This window comes from Paractinoplanes tereljensis, from assembly GCF_016862435.1.
Classification (GTDB): domain Bacteria; phylum Actinomycetota; class Actinomycetes; order Mycobacteriales; family Micromonosporaceae; genus Actinoplanes; species Actinoplanes tereljensis.
In genome coordinates this window covers 1-21,763 of the sequence record NZ_BOMY01000007.1, presented here as the reverse complement: position 1 = coordinate 21,763, position 21,763 = coordinate 1, and the positions used below count along the sequence as shown (strand labels likewise).

Genomic DNA, 21,763 nt, shown 5'->3' with positions numbered 1-21,763 from the left:
GTTGAACGATGGGTGGCACCGGCGGAGAGATCGTTCTGGTCCTGGTGCTCGTATTGGTGAACGCCGTCTTCTCGGGTAGCGAGATGGCTCTGGTGTCACTGCGCGAGTCCCAGATCCAACGACTGGAACGGCAGTCCAGGAGTGGAAGGGTGCTCGGCCGGCTGACCCGGGACCCCAACCGGTTCCTGGCCACCATCCAGATCGGCATCACCCTGGCCGGGTTCCTGGCGTCCGCGGCGGCCGCCGTGTCGCTGTCGAAACCGCTGCTCGGCCCGCTCAGTTTCCTCGGCGACGCGGCCCAGCCGGCGGCCATCGTCATCGTCACCATCGCGCTGACGTTCGTGACGCTGGTCATCGGGGAGCTGGCCCCGAAGCGGATCGCCATGCAGCGCACCGAGGGCTGGGCGCTGCTGGTGGCTCGCCCGCTGGACATCCTCTCGATGATCTCCCGCCCGGCGGTGTGGCTGCTCGGCGTCTCCACCAACCTGATCGTGCGGCTGGCCGGCGGTGACCCGACCGCCCAGCGCGAGGAGGTCACCACCGAGGAGATCCGCGACATGGTCGCCGCCCAGCAGGACTTCTCGGCCGAGCAGCGCACCATCATCAGCGGCGCCTTCGAGATCGCCGACCGGATCCTGCGGGAGATCCTGGTGCCCCGGCGGGACGTGCTCACCCTGCCCACCGGCAGCCCCGCACACGAGGCGCTGCGCTCGCTGATCGACGGCGGGCACTCCCGGGCGCCGGTGGTCGGCCCGGCCGGTCTCGACGACGTGATCGGGGTCGTGCACCTGCGCGACCTGATCGATGCCCAGGGCCCGGTCGACGACCTGTGCCGGCCCGGCCTGTTCCTGCCCGAGACGCTGCGGGTGTCCGACGCGCTGCGGCAGATGCGCGGCGAGCGCGTCCAACTGGCGCTGGTGGTCGACGAGCGCGGCGCGATCGACGGCATCATCACCATGGAGGACCTGGTCGAGGAGATCGTCGGGGAGATCTACGACGAGACCGACCGGGACGTGGCCGCGGTGGTCCGCGAGGCCGACGGCGCGCTGCTCATGCCCGGTGCCTTCCCCATTCACGACCTGCCCGACATCGGCCTGCTGGACGAGTCCAACGCGCACGAGGACGGCGACTACACGACGGTGGCCGGCATGGTCCTGGCCGCGCTCGGGCACATTCCCACCGGGCCCGGCGAGGTGGTCGACCTGCCCGGGTTCACCGCCGAGGTGGTCGAGGTGACCGGCCGGGCCATCACCCGGGTGCGCCTGCGACCCCTCCAACCCGCCGGCGAAGAGGCATAGCGGTCACAATTGCTGTGCGAGGAGGTGACGTCCATGCAAACTGGCGGCGTGGCTTTCACCCTGACGATCGACTGCGGCGGCGGCGGCATCAAGGGCTCGGTGCTCGACGAGGCGGGCACGATGCGCGCTCAGCCGCTGCGCGTGCCCACTCCCTACCCGTTGCCACCTGACCTTTTCGTCAAGACCCTGGTCGAGCTGGGCGAGCGGTTGCCCACCGCCGACCGGGTCACCGTCGGCATGCCCGGCATGCTGCGGCACGGCGTGGTGGTGGCCACCCCGCACTACGTGACCCGCAGCGGCCCGCGCACGAAGATCGACCCCGAGCTGGAACAGGCGTGGTACGGCTTCGACGCCCGCACCGCCCTGGCCGAGGCGTTCGGCCTGCCCACCCTGGTGCTCAACGACGCCGAGGTGCACGGGGCCGGAGTGGTGGCCGGCACCGGCTGCGAACTCATGCTGACCCTCGGCACCGGCCTGGGCTGCGCCCTCTTCGACGGCGGCGTGCTCGCCCCGCACCTGGAGATGTCGCAGGCCCCGGTGCGCTGGGGGATGTCCTACGACACCTACATCGGCGAGCACGAGCGCCGCCGGCTCGGCGACGCCCTCTGGTCGCGCCGGGTGCGCAACGTCGTCGAGGGCCTGCGCCCGGTCTTCCTCTGGGACCGCCTTTATCTCGGCGGCGGCAATTCTCGGCTGATCACGCCCACCCAGCTGGCCCGGATGGGCGACGATGTCGTGGTGGTGCCGAACACGGCAGGCATCGTCGGCGGCGTCCGCGCCTGGTCACTGGGGACGTCCCGCTGACATGCGCCCGGACGCGATCCTGCTCGACTTCGGCGGTGTCATCGCCGACGCGCCGCCGCAGCGGTCGGCGCCGCCGGCCCTGGTCCTGCGCATCTACAACCTGGCCAAGGGCGTGCTGAGCCCGGGCGAGATCCAGCGTTCGCTCACCGACGGCGCTGTGAAATACGCTGAATGGCGCGACGAGGACTGGCCCGACGAACTCTCCCAGACCGAGGTCTGGGAACGCTTCGTCCTGCCCGGCTGGCCGCCGGCCGCCCAGGTCCCGGTGCGCGGCGCGGTCCGCCATCTGAGTTACGACTGGGCCTGGCGCGACAACTGGGAACTTCGCCCCGGCATCCCGGAGGCCGTGCAGACCGCCTACCAGGCCGATATCCCGCTGGCGATCGTGAGCAACACGCTCTCCGGCGCGGCGCACCGGGATTTCCTGCGCAAGACCGGCCTGAACCCCTATTTCGCCGTGCAGATCTACAGCGACGAGGCCGGCGTCCGCAAACCCAACCCCCAGATGATCTGGAACGCCACCGACGAATTGGGCGTACCCCCGGAATCCTGCTGGTTCGTCGGCGATTCTCGCCGCCGCGACGTCGCTTGCGCCCGCCGCGCCGACGTCGCCCGCGCCATCCTGATGCCGTCCGCCCGCACCGCGAAGGAACCCGAAGAACCAACCCCCGACGACACGGTCTGCGACGGCCACGAACTCTGCGCGCTGATCGCCAAAACCCTTTGAAAGTACGCACAGCGAGAAGTCCCGCCGAGCAGTCCGGCCTGGGTGGCCACAACAGGCCGTGCGCCCGCTGCGGCCAGGCGTCACCCGTCGCTCAGCGCGACGGAACGTCCTTGACCGCCCGCGACCAGACGTGGTCCAGGCCGAGCTCGGCGAACGCCTCCTCGACCGTGGTGAAGTTGGCGAACCGGTCGAGGAACTCATTCCACGTGCGCAGGTCATCGGTCCAGGCCTGGACGAACTCGTGACACAGATGCGGGGTGACGAAGGCGCTCGCGCCCTTGGCTGCCCGGAGCGATCCCTTGATGGAAAAGGCCCGCGCCGTATCGGCGACGTGCATGTCGACCTTGGCCAGCACGTGGTCGATCAGGGCACGCCGGCGGAACACGAACTCACCCCAGAAGCCCGGGCCGGCGGCGGCCGGGTCCTGGCCGACATCGAGCATCCAGTAGAGACCCTCGGCGAGGGTGTCGCCCAACTCCTCGTTGGCGGCGCGGCGGGGAGCTGCGAACGGATCAAAGTCGCGCTGGACCATCGTGCCGGACCGCGCAGCCCGGAACGGCACGCCGTCGCCAAGCAGGAAGAACCAGTCTTCGTTGTAGACATTGGGAAAGAACGAACCGGTCTCGAGCGGATTGATGATCATCGCGCCGCCGCCGATGAACGTGTCCTGATCGGCGCCGACCGCTCGATAGGCGTGGCACACGACGGAGTTGTCAGGAAAACCGGTGTTATGCAGGCCAACAGCTCGATACTGACCGGTCCCCAGCAGAGCGGCAGCTCCCTCGACCTGCGTGGGATCGACTCCGCCGATGTCGTCGTCGAGGAACAGAACCCGGTCCCATCCAGCGGCGACAGCGATGAGCAGACCCAGGTTGCGTTTCAGCGCGAGGTCGCCCACCGGGGCGAAGCCCGCTTTTCGCAGCACCCTGTCGGTGCGAAAGCTCGGCACCTTGCGCACGCCGTCGTGCACGTCGATCGCCAGCAGGGTTACGCCCTTGGTGTCGCGCCGATCGGCCAGCCGGCGCGCCTGCACCTCTCCACTGCACAGTGCCACCATCGGCCGCTTCAGCTCACGAGCCAGCGCAAGGGCATCGCGGAGAGCGCCGGGTGCCCGGAACGCGGGCACGACTATCGCGTCCAACCGCCCACCAGGCCGAGGCGGCAGGTCGTCCAGCAGGTGGCTGTGCGAACCGTGGTGCAGGGGCAGTGCGGTCGGTGCCGAAAGGATGGTCATCCGCACTCTCCCTCCCACCTTCGGCACTGGAAACATACCGCCGCGCTCGGTGCCGCTACAACGCCTGTACGTGGTGGTCGGCCCGCGGTGGCCGCGCTGTCTCGGTCAGACACTTGACGAAAATCGCGCATGTCTCGGTCGTGACAAAGTGTCCGGTCGGCAGGAAATGGTCGCGATGGGTTTCGATCTCGCCATGCTCCCAGCGGATGTAAGCGAGATCCTGGTAGAGCCGGACCGCTTCCTTGTTCTCGGTATCGACTCCGAGCGCGACTCTCCGGTGTCCCCTCAGCCGCAGTCGACGCTCGGATGCCTCCATCAGAATCGTGCCTATTCCCTGCCGTCGATATTCGGGATCGACCCAGAGGTTCATGATGAGCGGCACGCCGCGCAGATTGGCGCGAAGCGCCTTCTCGTCGGCCGGCTCTTCCCATAGGTAGATGTGCCCGATCAACTGGCCGTCCCGACCGGCGACGAGCAACTCGCCGCGACTGCCGGCGCCGATCCGGCGAAGGCGCTCATGCAGCAGGTACTTGGTCTCGAGGTCGGTCCGGAGGGCATCGATATCGTCCGCGACGACCGGTCGAATTTCAAGATCATTAATGACTGTCAAGATGGGTCCGCTCTCCATTGATGCGGCCGTACTTCACCGGGTCAATCCTCTTCGGTTGGTCCTGACCAGGTGTACAACACTGTTCCGGGTGCGGTCCATTCAGGGGTGATCACGACGCGCGCGTCGACGTTCTCGATGATGGGAACTCGGAACAGGAGTGCGTACGAGCTTGCCGTGGTGAATGTTTGCGAGAGGTATTCGGCATTTCCGTCACGCATCTTTTTGTCGGTCAGTGCACGAACGGTACCGACCACTCCGGCCTTGAACATTCCGTTGCACACGGTAACGGTCTTCTGCTTGTTGAACGGGTTGATGCCGCGAAAGAAATATCCGACGTCCTCGAGCAGGGCGTCTCCGTCGGTAACCGGCGGGAAGGACTCGTCGGTGTCGGTCACGCGGAAGTAGCCACGGTTCAGGGGGTCGTCCTCGGAGACCTGTTCAACGGGTGCGTCGGAGCGGGACATGACCTGTTGCTGCAGCGGATTCCAGTCCACGCCGCCGAGCACGACCAGATGCCCGGTGGGGTCACCCTGGCGCATGGCACGAACGCTCCGGTATTCGACGGTCACGTCGGGATTGACCGCTCGGATGTGCCCGTGCAACTCGAACAGTGCGTCCAGGTCGGTGATCCGGTAGAGGTCTGAGTAGTCGAGGTTGGCAGGCTGGGCGTGGTCCATCGCGTTCAGGACCTCGGACGGTAGCTCCGGGCAGACGATGACGATCGGCTCGTCCTCGTCGAGGTCCGGGAAATACCATGGCCCGCGCCCGACGAGCGTGTCGAGCGGAGATGTTCCGCTCGGTCCGGCGGCCCGGGCCCGCAGTGCCAGCAATTCCTCACGGAGAGCCTTACGGATTCGCCGCTCCTGTTCGTTCAACTCCTCCTCGGCCGGGACGCGGTAGGGGAGGCCGGTGATCGAACGTGGGGTGCTGAAGAACGCCGCGTACTGCTCGAGCTGTTTGACCGGAGGTATGACCGGATCATCGGGCCGCTCCCAGGACGAGATCAATCCCGAGCTCCGGCCGATCGCCTTGCCGAACTCGGCCTGAGTGATCTTCTTCCCCAGGCCGGACGTTCGCAGGGTCAGTAGACGTTCGGCCAGCTTGACTGCTGCGTCTTCAGTCGGCTGCACGACGCTTCCCCCAAACTTCAGCCCAGGACTGAAAAGGATATACCGCAGGTCACGTCTCATGTCGAGCTTGAACACGCGCTGATCGCGTCCGCTGGATGGGATCAGCGCGAGCCGGATCACGATTGCCTAACGTTCCTTAAGGACGTAACCTAATCTTAGGTGTAGTTGGCTGACGAACTGAAGTTTTTACTGAAGTTCATTGGAGGCGCTCATGACGCGCTCGATCAGACCCCGCATCCGAGCCCCGGCGGCAGAGCGGCCCCCACTCCGCGGATGAACCATGCCGTCCCTGAACGGCGAAGCACCCCCGGTCGGCCAGGACCGGAGGTGCCTCTTGATCTCGAGCAGAGCCCTCGCGCGGAAGGGTACCCGAATGCCCACCTTAGACTTTTTCCACTCGAATTACCTCGCCGCTTCGGCCGGTGAAGGTCAATCTCCCGGTCGCGTCTTCGCTGTTCTCGGTGCCGTCTTTCTCCTGATGCTGGCATTCCGAGCCATGCGGCGGGCCGTCGGCCCGTTCGGCGAGATCCTCAAGGCCGCGCTGGGTGCGGTCGCCACCTTCCTGCTCATCGCCTTGGCGGTAGTGCTGCTCCTCGTCTCACTGGTGAGGTGAAGAGCACAAGTCGGCGGCCGTCGCCCAAGGGCGACGGCCGCGTCTCAGGACGATGTGACCTGCCAGACCGTGGTGGTGCGGGTCGCGACGCCCTCCAGGGCCTCGATCACCGGGACCTCGTATTCGGCTCGCTTGATCAGGCCGGTCGGCAGGTAGGCGCGGCCCGGGTCGCCGACCAGGACCAGCGCGCCGCCGTAGGCGGCCCGGCGCAGGTAGGGCAGCACCCGGACGGCCATCTCGCGGCTGTAGAACACGTCGCCGGCCAGGATGACCTGCTGCTCGGGGGCGGAGTCGAGCAGGTCGTCCTCGACCGTGTCCACCTTCACCCCGTTCTCCAGCGCGTTCGCGGCGGTGGCCGCCAGCGAGAACGGATCGATGTCGTTTGCGGTCACCGGCGAGCCGCCCACCAGCGCCGCCGCCACCGCGACCAGGCCCGAGCCGGTGGCCAGGTCGAGCACGCTGCGGCCGCTGATCAGGTCGGGATTGTCGAGCAGATGCCGGGCCAGCGCCTGGCCGCCGGCCCAGGCGAACGCCCAGAACGGCGGGGGCTGCTCGGGGCCCGCCTCCTCGGTCTTCTCCCACAGCGCGATCGGCTCCTCGGCCTGGAAGAGCATCACCTCGGGGACGAACGGAACCGGCGCGGGCTTGGTGTTGCTTCGGATGAAGTCGAGGTGCACATCCCGATTGTCTCAGTTGGCGACGCGACGGGCCGAACAGCACGGCGTGAGGCCGCTGTTCGGTGCGTGGATGGCGGTACTCACGCTGGCCTCCGGCCTGCTGCCGGCCGGCCAGCCGATGCTGCATCTCGCGGCCGGGCTGTCCGCGATCGCGATCATTGCTTTCGGCGTACGGCGTAATCGCGCCGAAGATCGCGACCCGTGGAGCCTGCTCGCGGCGGCGGTCGGCTCCTCGGCGTTCGGTGCGGCCGCGTACGCCTCCAGCAGCCCCCGCGTACATCATCTCGGCACCGCCCTGGTCATCGCGGCCTATCCGGCGCTGGCCGCGGTGTTCTGGATCTTCGTCCGGCGCCGCGGCGGCGGTGCGCGGGACCGCGCCGCCCTGCTCGACGCCCTCACCCTGACCGCCGGCGGCGCCCTGCTGACCTGGACGTTCGTGCTCGGTCCGCGAGCGGCGGACGGCGACTGGGTGATGGCCGCCTACCCGGCCGGTGACCTGCTCTGCCTGGGCATGCTGATCCGGCTGCTGACCTCCTCCGGCCGCAAGGTGCCGGCCGGCAATCTGCTCGGCGCCGGCCTGCTGCTGCTGATCGTCGCCGACGTCGGCTACGAGCTGTCCTGGCTGAACCTCGAGGTGGCCGGGCTGGGCCGGTTCGCCCTCTACGCCGGGGCCGGCCTGGCCGCCCTGCACCCGTCGATGACCACGCTGAGCGAGCCGGCCGAGCGGCTGCCCGCCGAGGTGGGCTGGCGGCGGATAGTGCTGCTCGGGCTGGTCGCACCGGCCGTCCTGCTCACCGGCGACCTGACCGTGGTGGCGGTGCTCAGCGCGCTGATCTTCCTGCTGGTCCTGGCCCGGACGGCCGGGACGATGGCGAACCACCGCCAGGTGCTGGCCCGGGAGCGGGCGCTGCGCGAGGCGTCGGCCGCCCTGGTCTCGGCGACCGACACCGACGCGGTCGCCGACGCGGTCCGCATCGCCGTGGCTGACCTGCTCCCGCCGGACACCCCGCACGGGGTGGTGCTGGCCATGCCGTTCACCCAGGAGGGGCCGCTCTCGGCCGCGTCGGCCGCGCAGGCCGCCGTCGACCGGGCGGCCGGCACCGTGGGCCGGGTGGTCGCCACCCGGGAGATCGACTGGGCGGTGTCGGTGCGGCTCACCCAGTTCAGCTCCACGCTGCGCTGCCCGATGGTGCTCCGGGACCGGCCCACCAGCACCGAGCCGCTTGTCGGCGTGCTGCACGTGGGCGCGCCGGACGGTGCCCTGCCGGGCCTGAGGCGGGCCATCGAGGTGCTGGCCGGGCAGGCCGCGCTGGCGCTGGAACGGATCGAGCTGAGCCAGGAGGTGGCCCGGCGCAACAGCGAGAACTACTTCCGCGCGCTGGTGCAGAACGCCGCCGACGTCATCCTGATCGTCGGACCGGACGCGATCATCCGGTACGCGAGCCCGTCCGGCGTACGCGTGCTGGGGTTTGATCCGACCGGGTCGCCGCTGCCGTCGGTGATTCATCCGGAGGACCGGTCCGCGGATTTCCGCGGGCCGGACGGCATGCTGCTCGAGGTGCACAGCTCCGACCTGCGCGAGGACCCGGCGGTGTCCGGCTGGGTCTACACCCTGCGGGACGTGACCGAGCCGCGGCGGCTGGCCAACGAGCTCACCCACCAGGCGTTCCACGACGCGATGACCGGGCTGGCCAACCGGGTCCTGTTCCACGACCGGCTCGAGCACGCGCTGGCCCGTGGCGAACGGGACGGCTCGCTGGTCGGCGTGCTCTTCATCGACCTGGACGACTTCAAGATCGTCAACGACACGCTGGGCCACGCGGCCGGCGACGCGCTGCTCATCGAGGTGGCCCGGCGGATCGCGGGCGCGCTGCGGGCCGACGACACCGCCGCCCGGCTCGGCGGCGACGAGTTCGCGGCCCTGATCGAGAACGTGTGGGAACCGGGCGCGGTCGAGGAGGCGGCCACCCGCATCCTGGCCGCGCTGGCCGAGCCGGTCGTCGTCGACGGCACGACCACGGTGACCGCGGTGGCCAGCATCGGCATCACCACCACCCCGGAGGCGGACAGCGCCGACGAACTGCTGCGGCAGGCCGACCTCGCGCTGTACGTGGCGAAGGGGGCCGGCAAGAACCAGTGGCGGCGCTATCAGGCCCAGCTGCACGGGGTGATGGTGGAGAGGCTGGAACTGCGCTCGGCGCTCGATCACGCCGTGCACGAGGGGCACTTCCTGCTCGCGTACCAGCCGATCGTCGATCTTCGGAGCGAGCAGCCGGTCGGCTTCGAGGCCCTGGTCCGCTGGCATCACCCGGCCAAGGGCACGGTGTCGCCGGCCCAGTTCATCACGGTCGCCGAGGAGAGCGGGCTGATCGTGCCGATCGGCCGGTGGGTGCTCCAGCAGGCGCTGCACACGGTCGCCCAGTGGCGGCGCATCCTGCCCGAGGGCCGGCAGCCGTACGTGAGCGTGAACGTCTCGGTCCGCCAGTTCCAGGAGCCTGCCTTCGTCGCCGAGATCCTGGCCGCCCTGGAGTATTCCGAGGTGCCGCCACAGGCGCTGATGCTGGAGCTGACCGAGACGCTGCTGGCCGGCGAGCACGACAAGGTGTGGCAGGACCTCGCGGAGCTGCGCACGCACGGCATCCGGGTGGCGATCGACGACTTCGGCACTGGTTACTCGTCGCTCGGTTACCTGCGCCGCCGCCCGATCGACGTCATCAAGATCGACAAGATGTTCGTCGACGACATGGTGAATCAGACCGCGCTGGTCGGCGGCATCATCAACCTGGCCCGGTCGCTCGGCCTCACCGTGATCGCCGAGGGCATCGAGTCCGGTGTCCACCGTGACCTGCTCGCCGACCTCGGCTGCCCGCTCGGCCAGGGCTACCTGTGGTCGAGCCCGGTCGACGGCACCGAAGCTTTGAGTCAGATGACAAATCGGTTACCCCAGATGTCGTGAACGGCCGTCGTCCACATAGCACTACCTGCCCTGACCTGATCTCTTCGCACCCAGGTCGAGCATCACCGCGTGGACCTGCTCGGCCGTCAGCGGCGGAGCCGGCAGCGGGTGCGCGGCGGCCGGGCGCAGGCCGTCCAGCGTGAAGGCCAGCGCCCGGCGCCAGGCGTCCGGCGCCCGGCTCGCGGTGGCCCGCACCACCGTCGAGGTGGTCCAGAGCAGATAGGGCAGATCTTCCGCGGTGAAGTCGGCGCGCAGCCGGCCGGCCGCGTGCGCCTTGGCGATCAGCCCGCGGACGCCGTCCATCTGGGCCTCGCAGATCTCGTTGAGCCGCTTCGCGTCGGCGTAGCGGCGGCTCACCGCGTCACTCACCGCCAGATCGGTCGCCTGCATCTCGCACAGCAGCGTGAGGTAGAGCGTGAAGCCGTCCCACGGATCGGCCTCGGCCTCGGCTCGCACCATCGCCTCGCGCACCTTGGCCTCGACCACGTCGGGCATCACCGCGTCGATCAGCGCGTCCCGGCCGCCGAACCGGTTGTAGAGCGTGCCGGCGCTGACCCCGGCGGCCTTGGCGATCTCCTCGAGCGGTGCGTCCAGCCCGCGCTCCCGGAAGATCTGCCCGGCCGCGGTGGCGAGGCGCTCGACGTTGCGCCGGGCGTCCCGGCGCATGGGCTGTTCCATCCCCCCAGTCTTCCGCATCTTTAAGTTGACGCCCACCTCAACTTACTTCTAAGTTGATAGCCACCTCAACTTAGGGAGTGGCATGAGAACTGTGGTGGTCTTCGGGGCCGGCGTGGGCCTGGGCGCGGCGGTCGCCCGCCGGTTCGGTGCGGCCGGTTACCGGGTGGCGCTCGTCGCCCGCGACGAGACCCGGCTGGGCGCGCTGGTTCTTGAACTGGCGGCGGACGGCATCGAGGCGGCGGCCTTCCCGGCCGACCTGACCCGCACGGCCGAGATCCCCGGCCTGATCGGCCGGATCCGCGAACGCTTCGGCCGGATCGACGTGATCGAGTACGCCCCGATCACCACCGACCTGTTCGTCCGGGCCACCGATCTCGACGTCGCGACCGCCCAGCACTACGTCGACCTGTACCTGCTGACCCCGGTCGCGATCGTCCGCGAGGTACTGCCGGAGATGCTCGAGCGGGGCGACGGCGGCATCCTGGTCGGCCAGGGCGTCTCGGCGGTCCGCCCGATGCCCAACCTGAGTGGCCTGGGCCCGGCGATGGCCGCGGCCCGCAACTACATCCTGTCGCTGAACGGCGAGATCGCCGCCAGTGGCGTCTACGCCGGCGTCCTGCACATCGCCGCGATGATCCGCGGCAGCGCCGGCCACCAGATCGCGACCTCCGGAAAGCTGTCGGTGGGCGTCGACTTCAGCAAGATCCCGGTGGTCGAGCCGGCCGACCTGGCCGAAACCCTGTGGACCATGCTCACCAAGCGCGACCGCCCCGAGGACGTCGTCCCCGCCGCCGCTTGACCTCCCCGCGCCGCCGCCCTGCCCCGCGGTACGCCGCCCCGCCCCGCCCCGCCCCGCACCTCCCTCTTTTGCGATCTTGATGAGTTGGTGCCTGGTGGTAGCGGCAAATCATCAAGATCGGCGGTGGGCGCGGGGCCGCGCGTTGGGCGCTGGGCCGCGCGGTGGGCGAGGTGGGCGCGGGGCCGCGCGGTGGGCGCGTGGCCGCGGGGCCGCGCGGCGGGCGCGGTGGGCTGGCGTTTGGGTCGGGCCTGCCCGGCGGGGCCGCGCGGTGGGTGCGGTGGGCTGGCGTTTGGGGCGGGCCCGCCCGGCGCGGGCGCGCGGAGGGTGAGTCCCGCTCAGCGCAAACTGCGTGTCAGGGGACTGTTCCTTCGCCGTATCGAAAAAGGAGCGTGCGAGAAAGATCCTGGCCCGGCGAAACGGACGGCTAGGGACGGCCCTTCACCTCTCGGCGGGAGGCGGCGCGGCCGGCGAAGATGCGGTCGGTCAGGGCGGGGAGGGTGTTCGCCAGGGTGATGGCGGGTCGGTACTTCAGCGGGACGACGATGCGGCGGCGGGGGCGACTCAGGGCGCGCTCGACCGCGGCGGCGACGATCTCCGGGCCGGGCAGGCCGCGGCGGTTGCTGGTGAGATCGGTGGCGATGAAGCCGGGCTCGATCAGCGTCACGCCGATGCCGGTGCCGATCAGCTCGCGGCGCACCGAGTCGGTCATCCCACGCAGGGCGAACTTGGTGGCGGAGTAGGTGCCGCTGATGCCGATCTCGCCGGCCACCGAGCCGATGTTGACGATCGCCCCGGAACGCTGCTCGGTCATGAGCGGGACGACCGCCCGCATCAGCCGGATCGGCGCCATCAGGTTCACCTCGATCAGCTTGGCGACCAGCTCGTCGTCGGCCAGGATCGAGGCCACCCCGCCCACCCCGGCGTTGTTGACCAGGCCGTCGATCCGGCCGGTCACCTCGCGGGCCTGGGCGACAAGCGCGGTGATCGCGGCCGGGTCGCGGACGTCGGTGGGCACCACGAGTGCCTCGCCGCCGGCCGAGCGGATCGACGCGGCATTCGTTTCCAATTCATCGGCGCGCCGGGCCGCGAGCACCACCGTGGTGCCGGCCCGACCGATCCGGGCGGCGGTGGCCCGGCCGATTCCGCTGGACGCTCCGGTGACGATTACCACCCGCATGTCTGTTCCCCTTTCCGACGAAAACGGCGCCCCCGCAGACGCGGGGACGCCGAATTTCCGACGACGGGGATCAACCTATCGCTTGCTGTGGTACGCCTCGACGATGTGGCTCGGGATACGGCCGCGCTCGGAAACCTCGTAGCCGTTCTTGTTCGCCCACTCGCGAATCGCCTGATTCTGGTCGCGGCTGGCGCGGCCGGTGCTGGCCGGTGCGCTGCGCCGGGCCGGGGAGACAACACCGCTGCGGCCGACCCGGGTCGCGGAGTTCAGGAACGGGTCGAGCGCCTTGCGCAACTTCCCGGCGTTCTTCTCCGAGAGGTCGATCGTGTAGTTCACACCGTCGAGTCCGAACTCGACGGTGCGGTCGGCCTCTCCGCCGTCGATGTCGTCGGTCAGAAGGGTTATTACCTGCTTGGCCATGGTGTGCCCGCTCCTACAGCGAAGTCATTATGAGTGACGACTATGCGCACGCGGCGTGGGCGCCGCGAATGTCGATACGCTTTCATTCTGTCGCCCGAAAGTTCTCAGTGCAAATTGCCCGCACTGCATGTCGCAATTCTATGCAGGTACCGAGGCAACCGGGGACACCCGTTCGGATCCCGCCCGTAACACCTACTTTTCAGCTTCGTCAATGTCCTGTAACGTGCGGTGGGAGCGCTCCCACCGACCCGTCCCCACGGGATTCCCCCTCTCTAGGAGCTTCGCAATGAGACGTGCCATCCGTGCCTTCGCAGCCCTCGGCCTCCTGGCCGGCGCGGCTGTGACGGCCTTTGCCGTCGCCGGACCAGCGGCGGCCGACACGCAGATCTGCGATCAGTACGGCTCCACCACCATCGGCGGCCGTTACGTGGTGATGAACAACCGCTGGGGCACCTCGGCCCAGCAGTGCATCAACGTGACCGGCACCGGCTTCTCGATCACCAGCCAGCAGGGCGTCGGCAACACGAGTGGCGCTCCGGTCTCCTATCCGGCCGTCTACCTGGGCTGCCACTACACCAACTGCTCGCCCGGCACCAACCTGCCGATCCAGGTCAGCGCCATCTCCAGCGCGACAAGCAGCATCTCCTATCAGTACGTCTCGGGCGCCACCTACGACGCGGCGTACGACATCTGGCTCGACCCGTCGCCGAAGAAGGACGGGGTCAACCAGCAGGAAATCATGATCTGGTTCAACCGGCAGGGCTCCATCCAGCCGATCGGCTCGGTGGTCGGCACCACCACGATCGGCGGCCGGAGCTGGGAGGTCTGGCGCGGCAGCAACGGTTCCAACGCGGTCATCTCCTATGTCGCGCCGTCGGCCATCGCCAGCTGGAGCTTCAGCGTTCTCGACTTCATCAACGACGTGAAGAACCGCGGCGCGATCACCAGTTCGTGGTACCTGACGAGCATCCAGGCCGGCTTCGAGCCGTGGATCGGTGGCGCCGGCCTCGCGGTGACCAACTTCGCGGCGGCAGTAAACAGTGGCGGCCAGGCCACCACCACCCCCACCACGGCACCCACCTCCCAACCACCTAGTGGGACGGCGGCCTGCCGGGTGACCTACGGGACGAATGTCTGGAGTAACGGATTCACCGCTAACGTGACGGTCGCCAATACCGGAAGTAACGCGATCAACGGCTGGACGCTCGGCTTCACGCTTCCGTCCGGCCAGTCGATCACCAGTTCGTGGAACGCGAACGTCACCGGTTCGAGTGGCGCGATCACCGCCGGCAACGTGACGTGGAACGGAAGCCTCGCGGCCGGAGCCAACACCAACTTCGGATTCCAGGGCACGTACTCGGGCAGTTTCACCAACCCGTCCGGATTCACGCTCAACGGATCGACCTGCACCACCGCCTGATACTCAGGCTCGCCAGCCCGAGCCGCCTCGTCGCCGATTCTCCGGTGCCGGGGCGGTTCGTCCAATTTATGAGTCGAATTTCGAAGTGGACAAGCGCAGCGCGCCGGGAGCGTGGGCCGGAACGACGGGGGAGTGCGGCGCGATCGGGTCGAGTCGTTCATATTCCCCGCCGAGCGGTGGGCGTCGATCGGACTCGCCCTTGTTCGGCCACAGCGAGATCGCCCGCTCGGCCATCGCGGTGATGGTCAGCGACGGATTCACGCCGAGATTCGCCGGTACCGCGGAGCCGTCGACGACGTGCAATCCGGCGTACCCGTAAACGCGGTGATAGGCGTCGAGGACACCGGCCGCGGGGGATTCGCCGATCGTTGCCCCGCCGAGAATGTGCGCGGTCATCGGAATATCTAAGATGTCACCGACCGTGCCGCCCGGGAAACCACCGATCTTGTCGGCGATCCGGCGGACCGCCTCGTGTCCCTGCGGAATCCAGGTCGGATTCGCCTCGCCGTGCCCCGCGCTGGTGGTGAGCCGGCCCCGTTTGGTGCGCCGCACGGTGAGCGAGTTGTCGAGGGTCTGCATCACCAGCGCGATGATCGTGCGCTCGCTCCACCGGCGCACCGACAGCGAGCGCAGCAGGACGTACGGGTGGCGGAGCATCTGGCCGAGGAACTTGACCGGGCGCGGCACCCGGCCGCCGCCGTCGACAAGCAGCGTGGCAAGCAGGCCCATGGCGTTGCTGCCCGGGCCGTAGCGGACCGGCTCGATGTGGGTGGTCGGGTCGGGGTGGAACGACGAGGTGATCGCCACCCCCTTGGAGTAGGGCTCGGCCGGCACCGTGGGGGCCTGTGCCCCGAGCAGCGCCTCCGAGTTGGTCCGGGTCAGCGAGCCGAGCTGGGCCGAGACGTGCGGCAGGACGCCGGTGTCGCGCATGGCGTGCAGCAGCCGCTGGGTGCCCAGTGCGCCGGCCGCGAGAATCACGTGATCAGCGGTGAATTGCCCGGTCTTGGTCACCAGAATCCAGCGGTCGCCCGATGGGCGCACCTCGGTCACCTCGGTGTCCGGGTGCACGGTCGCGCCGGCCTTCTCGGCCAGGTACAGGTAGTTCACGTCGAGCCGGTTCTTCGCGCCGATCTTGCAGCCGATCATGCAGTTGCCGCACTCGGTGCAGCCGGTGCGCTCCGGCCCGGCGCCACCGAAGAACGGGTCCGGCACGGTGCGGCCCGGTTCCCCGAAGAAGACCCCCACCGGCGTACGCCTAAAGGTCGAACCCACCCCCATGTCCTCGGCCACCGACTGAATGACCACGTCGGAGGGGGTCATGGTGGGCTGCTCGGTGACGCCGAGCATGCGCGAGGCCTGGTCGTAATGGGGGGCGAGTTCGGCCGCCCAGTCGGTGATGCCGGACCAGTGCGGGTCGGCGAAGAAGGTGGCCGGCGGGCGGTACAGCGTGTTCGCGTACACCAAAGAGCCGCCGCCGACCCCGGCAGCGGAAAGCACCAGAATGTCCTTAAGGACGGTGATGCGCTGGATGCCGCGCAGCCCGAACTTGGGCGCCCACAGGAAGTTCCGCAGGTCCCATGAGGTCTTCGGAAGTGTCGAAGGAGTGAAACGCCGGCCCGCCTCGAGCACGCCGACCCGGTAGCCCTTCTCGGTGAGCCGCAGCGCGCTGACGCTGCCGCCGAAGCCGCTGCCCACGATCACGACGTCGTAATCCGCCATCGGCACACCCTCGCATTACCGGCCGGTAACGTCCAGGGGTCGCGCGTATCACTTCGGCTGAAGCAGCACCTTCACGTGCTCGCCGCTCGCCGCGTCGGCGAAGGCGCCGGCGGCCGATTCCAGCGGACGGACGGTGGCCAGCTCGGCCACCGCGATCTCGCCGCTCACCAACAGGGCGATCGCCTCGGCGAAGTCTTCCGGCAGATAGGTCGCGCTGCCCTGGATGCGCAGCTGGCTGTCCTGGATCAGCGGCAGCGGGACGGTCACCGCCGCCGGCGGCACGCCGACCACGATCACCGTGCCGCCCCTGTCGGCGATCGCCAGCGCCTGATCCATGGTGGACTGCTCGGCCACGCAGTCGAAGACCACGTCGGCACTCTCGCCGAGGTGGGCCCGGACCTGCTCGACCGCGTCGGGGGCGGTGGCGTCGACCACCGCGTCCGGCCCGAACTTCGCCGCCCGGTCCCGGGACCGCTGCGACCGGGCCGTCAGCACCACCCGGGCCGCGCCCTGCTGCCGGGCCACCTGCAGGGTGAGCAGCGCGATCGTGCCGGCGCCGAGGATCGCGACAGTGCGGCCGGAGAGCCCACCGGCCAGCCGGGCCGCGTGCACCGGCGTGCCGAGCGGCTCGATGAACGCGGCCTGCGTCCAGTCCAGCGAATCGGGCACGAGGTGCAGGCGCCGCTGGTCGACGGTGAAGAACTCGGCCATCGCACCCTGGTCGTGCCCACAGCCGAAGAAGCCGAGCCGCTCGCACAGGTTTTCCCGCCCGGCCCGGCACTGCTTGCACTGCCAGCAGGGCAGGAACGGTTCCATCGTGACCCGCTGCCCATTGTGAACGCGCGTCACGCCGGCCCCGATCGCCTCGACCGTGCCGGCCACCTCATGGCCGGGCCGGTAGGGGAGCGCGATGTGGGGATGGCGGCCCTGCACGGCATGCACGTCGGAGCCGCAGATGCCGGCCAGGACCGTGCGCACCAGCACCTCGCCGGGCCCCGGCGACGGCACCTCGGCCTCGGTCACCTCGACCCCCGACGGGGTCACGATCACTCGCTTCACGGCAGGAATCCTAGGCGGCGCGCGGTCACCACGGTCTCCATCCGCCCGTGCGTGCCCAGTTTGCGCATCGCGTTGCGCAGATAGCTCTTCACCGTCTCGGGCAGCAGTCCCAGCCGCCGGGCCGCCTCGGCGTTTCCGCAGCCCACCGCGATCATCGCCAGCACGTCCAACTCGCGGGGCGAGAGCGGGTTGGTCGCCTCGGCGGCGGGCCGGGCGCAGACCAGGCGGTCGGAGATCTCTTGGAGCCGCGCCTTCAGCGCGAGGTCCGAGGTCTCCGCCGCGAGGGTACGGAGGTCCGCGTGCGCCAACCGCACCTCCTCCCACTCCCGCGCCCCGGCGTCGGCCTGGCGCGCGGCGGCGGTCTCCAGCTCGGCCATCCGGCGAGCGACCTCCCGCCGCACGGTCACCTCGGTGCCCAGTCGCAGCGCCACCCGGCCCATCGCGTCCAGGGCCCGGGCACCCACCGCGAGCGGTTCCCGGGTGCCGGCATAGAGCACGGCCAGCACCGAGCCGCCCATCGCCACCGGCACGGCCACGATCGCCCGCAGCCCCTCGGCGGTGACCGGTCCGTCGTATTCGTGGCTGATCCGCGGGTCGGCCGCGTAGTCCTCGACCCGCCCCGGCCGCGCGGTCGTCACCACCCGGCCGCCCAGCCCGTGACCGGCGCTCACCACCAGGCCGTGCAGCGCGACCGTGGCGGTGCCGGCGAAATCGGTGAGCCGCATGTTGCGTGCGTCGGCTGCGACCAGGCCACCGAACGCGACCGGGAGGCCGGTGACCCGGCGGATCCGGCCGAGCGCGGCGGGCAGATCGGCTGTTTCGAGCACGTTGACAGCATGTCACGATTTTTTCGGCTCCCGGCCACCCCCGGACGGGGCTGGTGCAACCCCCGACAGGCGGCCCATGCTGCGCTGATGCTGTCCTACGCCTCCGGAACCAGCACCGCGCCCCTGCTCGGCGAGACGATCGGGGCCAACTTCGAACGCACCGTGGCCCGGTTCGGTGACCGGGAGGCGCTGGTCGATGTGGCGGCCGGCCGGCGGTGGACCTACGCGGAGCTCGACGCGGACGTTAACCGGCTGGCCCGGGGGCTGCTGGCGCGCGGGATCGAGAAGGGGGACCGGGTCGGCATCTGGGCCCCGAACTGCGCCGAATGGGTCATCACGCAGTATGCGACGGCCAAGATCGGGGCGGTCCTGGTCAACGTCAATCCGGCCTATCGGACCCACGAGCTCGAGTACGTGGTCAAGCAGTCCGGCCTGTCGTTGCTGATCAGTGCGGTGGCGTTCAAGACGAGCGATTACCGGGGGATGATCGAGTCGATCGGGTTCTCTTCCACGGCGTACATCGGCGCGGATTTTGAAGATCTTTTGATCGACGGCGACCTCTCGGAGATCTCGGCGCGGGCGGCGCGGCTGGCCTTTGATGATGCGATCAACATCCAGTACACGTCCGGGACCACCGGGTTCCCGAAGGGTGCGACGCTGTCGCACCACAACATCCTCAACAACGGATATTTCGTCGGTGCGCTGATCAATTACACCGAGCAGGACCGGGTCTGCCTGCCGGTGCCGCTGTACCACTGCTTCGGCATGGTGATGGGCAACCTCGGCGCGACCTCGCACGGCGCCTGCATCGTGCTGCCGGCCCCCGGCTTCGACCCGGCGCTCACCCTGGCGGCGGTCGAGTCCGAGCGGGTGACCTCGCTCTACGGCGTACCCACCATGTTCATCGCCGAGCTCGGGCTGCCGTCGTTCAACGACTATGACCTGTCCACTCTGCGGACCGGGATCATGGCCGGCTCGCCGTGCCCGGTCGAGGTGATGAAGCGGGTGGTCGCCGAGATGAACATGACCGAGGTGGCGATCTGTTACGGCATGACCGAGACGTCCCCGGTGTCCACCATGACCCGCCCCGACGACGACCTGGCCCGCCGCACCGAGACGGTCGGCCGGGTGATGCCGCACCTGGAGTCGAAGGTGGTCGACCCGGCCACCGGCCTGGTGATGCCGCGCGGCGAGGCCGGTGAGCTGTGCACCCGCGGTTACTCGGTGATGCTCGGTTACTGGGAGCAGCCGGACGCCACCGCCGAGGCGATCGACGCGGCCCGCTGGATGCACACCGGCGATCTGGCCACGATGGACGACGACGGCTACCTCAACATCGTCGGCCGGATCAAGGACCTGGTCATCCGGGGCGGCGAGAACGTCTACCCGCGCGAGGTCGAGGAATTCCTGTACGCCCACCCCGACATCGCCGACGTCCAGGTGATCGGCGTCCCCGACGCGAAGTACGGCGAGGAACTGATGGCCTGGATCGTGATGCGGCCCGGCACCACCCCGCTGACCGCCGACGCTGTCCGTTCCTTTTGCGCGGGCCGGCTCACTCACTACAAGGTGCCGCGCTACGTGCACGTGGTGGACGGCTTCCCGATGACGGTGACCGGAAAAGTCCGCAAGGTCGAGATGCGCGAACGTGCCGTCGACATCCTCGGCCTGACCGACGCCGCCGCCATTCGAAACGCCTGACAACCAAACCGGGTCCCGCTTCCGTTCTGATCCCTGTGGGGATCGAATACCGGGACTACGTGGGTGCGCGGCTGGACAGTTTCCGGCGGGCGGCCTTCCTGCTGTGCGGGGACTGGCACCTCGCGGACGACCTCGTCTCCACGGCGCTGCTGAAACTCCTGCGGCATTGGCGGCGGGTCTCGGCGATGGACGATCCCGACGCGTACGTCCGCCGGGTTTTGCTTCGGTGTCTGCTCGACGAGCGGCGCCGGCCGTGGCGGCGCGAGGAATCCTGGGAGTGGCCGCCCGAACGCCGCGCCGACAGCGTGGACGGCCCGGTCACCGACCGGATGGCGATCCTGGCCGCGCTCGGCCGGCTGACACCCCGGCAGCGGGCGGTGATCGTGCTGCGCTTCTTCTACGACCTGTCGGTCGAGCAGGCAGCCACCGAACTCGACTGCTCACCCGGCACGGTCAAGAGCCAAACCGCGCGCGCCCTGCAGGCGATGCGCACGGCAATGCCCAACGAGGAGGAGGTACGCCGTGGATGACCTGTCGACCCTGTTGCGCGTGGCCAGCGACGACGCGCCACCGACCGGCATTGATGTGGACGGCTTGATCGCGCTGGACCGACGCCGCCGCCGGACCCGATGGGTGACCGCCGCTGCGTTTCTCGCTGTCCTGGGATCGGTCGGCCTCTCGGTGACTCTCTCACCGGGCCGGTCCCCGTCTTTGCCCGCCGCATCCGCCGCATCCGTCGCTCCTTCGTCTTCGTCCTCGTCTTCGTCCTCGCCTTCGTCCTCGCCTTCGTCCTCGCCTTCGCCTTCGCTGAGCGTGACGCCGTGCGCTCATGCGGCCATGCCGTCGTTCCTGCCGGATCAGCCGGTGACCACGCTGTCCGAGACGCAGCCGGCGGTCATCGCGCGGCTGACCGGCGCGCTGCCGGGGCTGCTCCCGGCCGGTGCCCGCTCGAAGAGTTGCCCGCGGGTGGAGTTCTATTACGAGCCGAAGGGCGACGATTATCGGGCGGTGGCCTGGGTAGGCGCCGGCTCGGAGGAATACTCGCTGGCCATCATGGTCAGCCCGGCCACGCCCGGCGCGGAGCCGCACTGTCTGAACGCCGAGGGCGAGGCCTGCACCCGCATCGACCAGCCCGGCGGCGCGATCGCCATGGCCGACCTGGCCGGCACCGACACCGCCAAACCGCAGCGCAGCGTGACGGTCTTCCGCCCAGACCGCACGACCATCCTGCTCGCGGCGATCGGCCGAGTGCGGGCACTGCCGCCCGCGGCCCAGCTGGCCGCCATCGGCAGCGCGCCCGGCCTCACCCTCCACCCGTGAAGACGGCCGCCTTGTCGATGTGCGCCAGCCCGACCGTGCCGCGCTGGCTCCACGCCGTCCAGTATCCCCTTCGCCGGTCTCGGCGCCCATTAGAATTATTTACCGGCTTCTGTAAAAGGTAATGATCGCTTGTTGGCGCCTGCGCTGCCGGCCACGAGAGAATTGACTCATGCGGCAGCTGGAGTTCTTTAGCAGGTCTGAGCTTTCCGCCATGCGTGACCCCACGAGAGCCCGCAATTATTCGCCGGGGAAGGCGGCATTTCGTCGTGATTCTGCGCGACGCCGGCGGTGGGGACTCAAGCAGCGTTACGGGTGGAAGACATGCCGGTCGCATGGGTGTTCCCGCACCTGCGGGGAGCTTGGTCTGCATGACATCGTCGAGAGTGTTCCGCCGCTGATCTGGCCGGAAGGGGCCATGCCCGGTCAGTCTGAACCAGCGGCCTCCCGATCGCCTGAGGATTCGGCGGAGGCCTGCGGGCAGGATGTTTCCGCAGATCAGGCAACTGACGCTGCCGTCCGATCGCCTGAGGATTCGGCGGAGGCCTGCGGGCAGGATGTTTCCGCAGATCAGGCAACTGACGCTGCCGTCTGGGC

20 protein-coding genes are annotated in these 21,763 nt (G+C 69.3%); 10 read left to right on the top strand and 10 right to left on the bottom strand.

Features of this window, described 5'->3' with window-relative positions; translation table 11 throughout:
• Window positions 1–8 precede the first annotated feature (8 nt).
• From Ate02nite_RS05125 to Ate02nite_RS05115, 3 genes are read left to right on the top strand one after another with little or no spacing between them, the layout of a single operon-like run.
• Entirely contained in the window at window positions 9–1,298 is a 1,290-nt protein-coding gene (locus Ate02nite_RS05125; RefSeq protein ID WP_203799575.1) for a hemolysin family protein, read from the top strand.
• Window positions 1,299–1,346: 48 nt separating this feature from the next.
• On the top strand, window positions 1,347–2,102 hold the full coding sequence (locus tag Ate02nite_RS05120; protein ID WP_203799572.1) for an ROK family protein: 756 nt from the start codon (window positions 1,347–1,349) through the stop codon (window positions 2,100–2,102).
• 1 nt (window position 2,103) lies between these two features.
• Complete coding sequence (locus Ate02nite_RS05115) at window positions 2,104–2,829, top strand: HAD family hydrolase (protein WP_203799569.1); 726 nt, start codon at window positions 2,104–2,106, stop codon at window positions 2,827–2,829.
• Window positions 2,830–2,920: 91 nt separating this feature from the next.
• Here the strand turns inward: Ate02nite_RS05115 and Ate02nite_RS05110 are convergent, their stop codons facing one another.
• The 3 genes from Ate02nite_RS05110 to Ate02nite_RS05100 all read right to left on the bottom strand — a co-directional run bounded on the left by Ate02nite_RS05110 (window position 2,921) and on the right by Ate02nite_RS05100 (window position 5,923).
• Window positions 2,921–3,970 carry a hypothetical protein gene (locus Ate02nite_RS05110; RefSeq protein WP_203799566.1) on the bottom strand — a complete coding sequence of 350 codons (1,050 nt, stop codon included), beginning with the start codon at window positions 3,968–3,970 and terminating at the stop codon, window positions 2,921–2,923.
• A gap of 148 nt (window positions 3,971–4,118) precedes the next feature.
• Window positions 4,119–4,673 (bottom strand): GNAT family N-acetyltransferase, encoded by a 555-nt coding sequence (locus Ate02nite_RS05105; protein ID WP_203799563.1) that lies wholly within the window; start codon window positions 4,671–4,673, stop codon window positions 4,119–4,121.
• A gap of 41 nt (window positions 4,674–4,714) precedes the next feature.
• The gene (locus Ate02nite_RS05100) at window positions 4,715–5,923 is read right to left on the bottom strand and encodes a helix-turn-helix domain-containing protein (protein WP_203799561.1); all 1,209 of its coding nucleotides are present in this window, start codon (window positions 5,921–5,923) and stop codon (window positions 4,715–4,717) included.
• A gap of 253 nt (window positions 5,924–6,176) precedes the next feature.
• Between Ate02nite_RS05100 and Ate02nite_RS05095 the strand changes: the two genes are divergently transcribed.
• On the top strand, window positions 6,177–6,416 hold the full coding sequence (locus Ate02nite_RS05095; protein WP_203799558.1) for a hypothetical protein: 240 nt from the start codon (window positions 6,177–6,179) through the stop codon (window positions 6,414–6,416).
• A gap of 44 nt (window positions 6,417–6,460) precedes the next feature.
• On the opposite strand, the gene Ate02nite_RS05090 is transcribed toward Ate02nite_RS05095, so the two are convergent.
• Window positions 6,461–7,093: a class I SAM-dependent methyltransferase gene (locus tag Ate02nite_RS05090; RefSeq protein ID WP_239147130.1), complete on the bottom strand. Its 633-nt coding sequence runs from the start codon at window positions 7,091–7,093 to the stop codon at window positions 6,461–6,463.
• Between the two features lie 70 nt (window positions 7,094–7,163).
• Here Ate02nite_RS05090 and Ate02nite_RS05085 point away from each other — a divergent pair, with 70 nt between their 5' ends.
• Window positions 7,164–10,049 (top strand): putative bifunctional diguanylate cyclase/phosphodiesterase, encoded by a 2,886-nt coding sequence (locus tag Ate02nite_RS05085; RefSeq protein ID WP_239147129.1) that lies wholly within the window; start codon window positions 7,164–7,166, stop codon window positions 10,047–10,049.
• A 21-nt stretch (window positions 10,050–10,070) separates the two neighbouring features.
• Here Ate02nite_RS05085 and Ate02nite_RS05080 read toward each other — a convergent pair whose 3' ends face one another.
• Window positions 10,071–10,727, bottom strand: coding sequence for a TetR/AcrR family transcriptional regulator (locus Ate02nite_RS05080; RefSeq protein ID WP_203799552.1), 657 nt, complete (start codon window positions 10,725–10,727; stop codon window positions 10,071–10,073).
• A gap of 82 nt (window positions 10,728–10,809) precedes the next feature.
• Between Ate02nite_RS05080 and Ate02nite_RS05075 the strand changes: the two genes are divergently transcribed.
• Window positions 10,810–11,526 carry an SDR family NAD(P)-dependent oxidoreductase gene (locus Ate02nite_RS05075; protein ID WP_203799549.1) on the top strand — a complete coding sequence of 239 codons (717 nt, stop codon included), beginning with the start codon at window positions 10,810–10,812 and terminating at the stop codon, window positions 11,524–11,526.
• 424 nt (window positions 11,527–11,950) lie between these two features.
• On the opposite strand, the gene Ate02nite_RS05070 is transcribed toward Ate02nite_RS05075, so the two are convergent.
• Window positions 11,951–12,703, bottom strand: a complete 753-nt coding sequence (locus Ate02nite_RS05070) for an SDR family NAD(P)-dependent oxidoreductase (RefSeq protein ID WP_203799531.1) — start codon at window positions 12,701–12,703, stop codon at window positions 11,951–11,953.
• Between the two features lie 75 nt (window positions 12,704–12,778).
• On the bottom strand, window positions 12,779–13,123 hold the full coding sequence (locus tag Ate02nite_RS05065) for a histone-like nucleoid-structuring protein Lsr2 (RefSeq protein ID WP_203799528.1): 345 nt from the start codon (window positions 13,121–13,123) through the stop codon (window positions 12,779–12,781).
• A gap of 286 nt (window positions 13,124–13,409) precedes the next feature.
• On the opposite strand from Ate02nite_RS05065, the gene Ate02nite_RS05060 reads away from it, so the two are divergent.
• A complete protein-coding gene (locus Ate02nite_RS05060) occupies window positions 13,410–14,543 on the top strand; it encodes a glycoside hydrolase family 12 protein (RefSeq protein WP_203799525.1) in 1,134 nt (377 codons plus the stop codon).
• Between the two features lie 66 nt (window positions 14,544–14,609).
• On the opposite strand, the gene Ate02nite_RS05055 is transcribed toward Ate02nite_RS05060, so the two are convergent.
• Genes Ate02nite_RS05055 through Ate02nite_RS05045 form a run of 3 tightly spaced genes read right to left on the bottom strand, consistent with a single transcriptional unit; the run spans window position 14,610 to window position 18,148 of the window.
• Window positions 14,610–16,262 carry an FAD-dependent oxidoreductase gene (locus Ate02nite_RS05055; protein ID WP_203799522.1) on the bottom strand — a complete coding sequence of 551 codons (1,653 nt, stop codon included), beginning with the start codon at window positions 16,260–16,262 and terminating at the stop codon, window positions 14,610–14,612.
• A 48-nt stretch (window positions 16,263–16,310) separates the two neighbouring features.
• Window positions 16,311–17,321, bottom strand: a complete 1,011-nt coding sequence (locus Ate02nite_RS05050) for a zinc-dependent alcohol dehydrogenase (RefSeq protein WP_203799519.1) — start codon at window positions 17,319–17,321, stop codon at window positions 16,311–16,313.
• Complete coding sequence (locus tag Ate02nite_RS05045) at window positions 17,318–18,148, bottom strand: helix-turn-helix transcriptional regulator (RefSeq protein ID WP_203799516.1); 831 nt, start codon at window positions 18,146–18,148, stop codon at window positions 17,318–17,320. The genes Ate02nite_RS05050 and Ate02nite_RS05045 overlap by 4 nt, the downstream gene beginning before the upstream one ends.
• 87 nt (window positions 18,149–18,235) lie before the next feature.
• Between Ate02nite_RS05045 and Ate02nite_RS05040 the strand changes: the two genes are divergently transcribed.
• The 3 genes from Ate02nite_RS05040 to Ate02nite_RS05030 all read left to right on the top strand — a co-directional run bounded on the left by Ate02nite_RS05040 (window position 18,236) and on the right by Ate02nite_RS05030 (window position 21,169).
• Window positions 18,236–19,849, top strand: coding sequence for an AMP-binding protein (locus tag Ate02nite_RS05040; protein WP_203799513.1), 1,614 nt, complete (start codon window positions 18,236–18,238; stop codon window positions 19,847–19,849).
• Window positions 19,850–19,884: 35 nt separating this feature from the next.
• On the top strand, window positions 19,885–20,379 hold the full coding sequence (locus tag Ate02nite_RS05035; RefSeq protein WP_203799510.1) for a SigE family RNA polymerase sigma factor: 495 nt from the start codon (window positions 19,885–19,887) through the stop codon (window positions 20,377–20,379).
• A gap of 307 nt (window positions 20,380–20,686) precedes the next feature.
• Window positions 20,687–21,169 carry a hypothetical protein gene (locus Ate02nite_RS05030; protein WP_203799507.1) on the top strand — a complete coding sequence of 161 codons (483 nt, stop codon included), beginning with the start codon at window positions 20,687–20,689 and terminating at the stop codon, window positions 21,167–21,169.
• The last annotated feature ends 594 nt before the right edge of the window (window positions 21,170–21,763 follow it).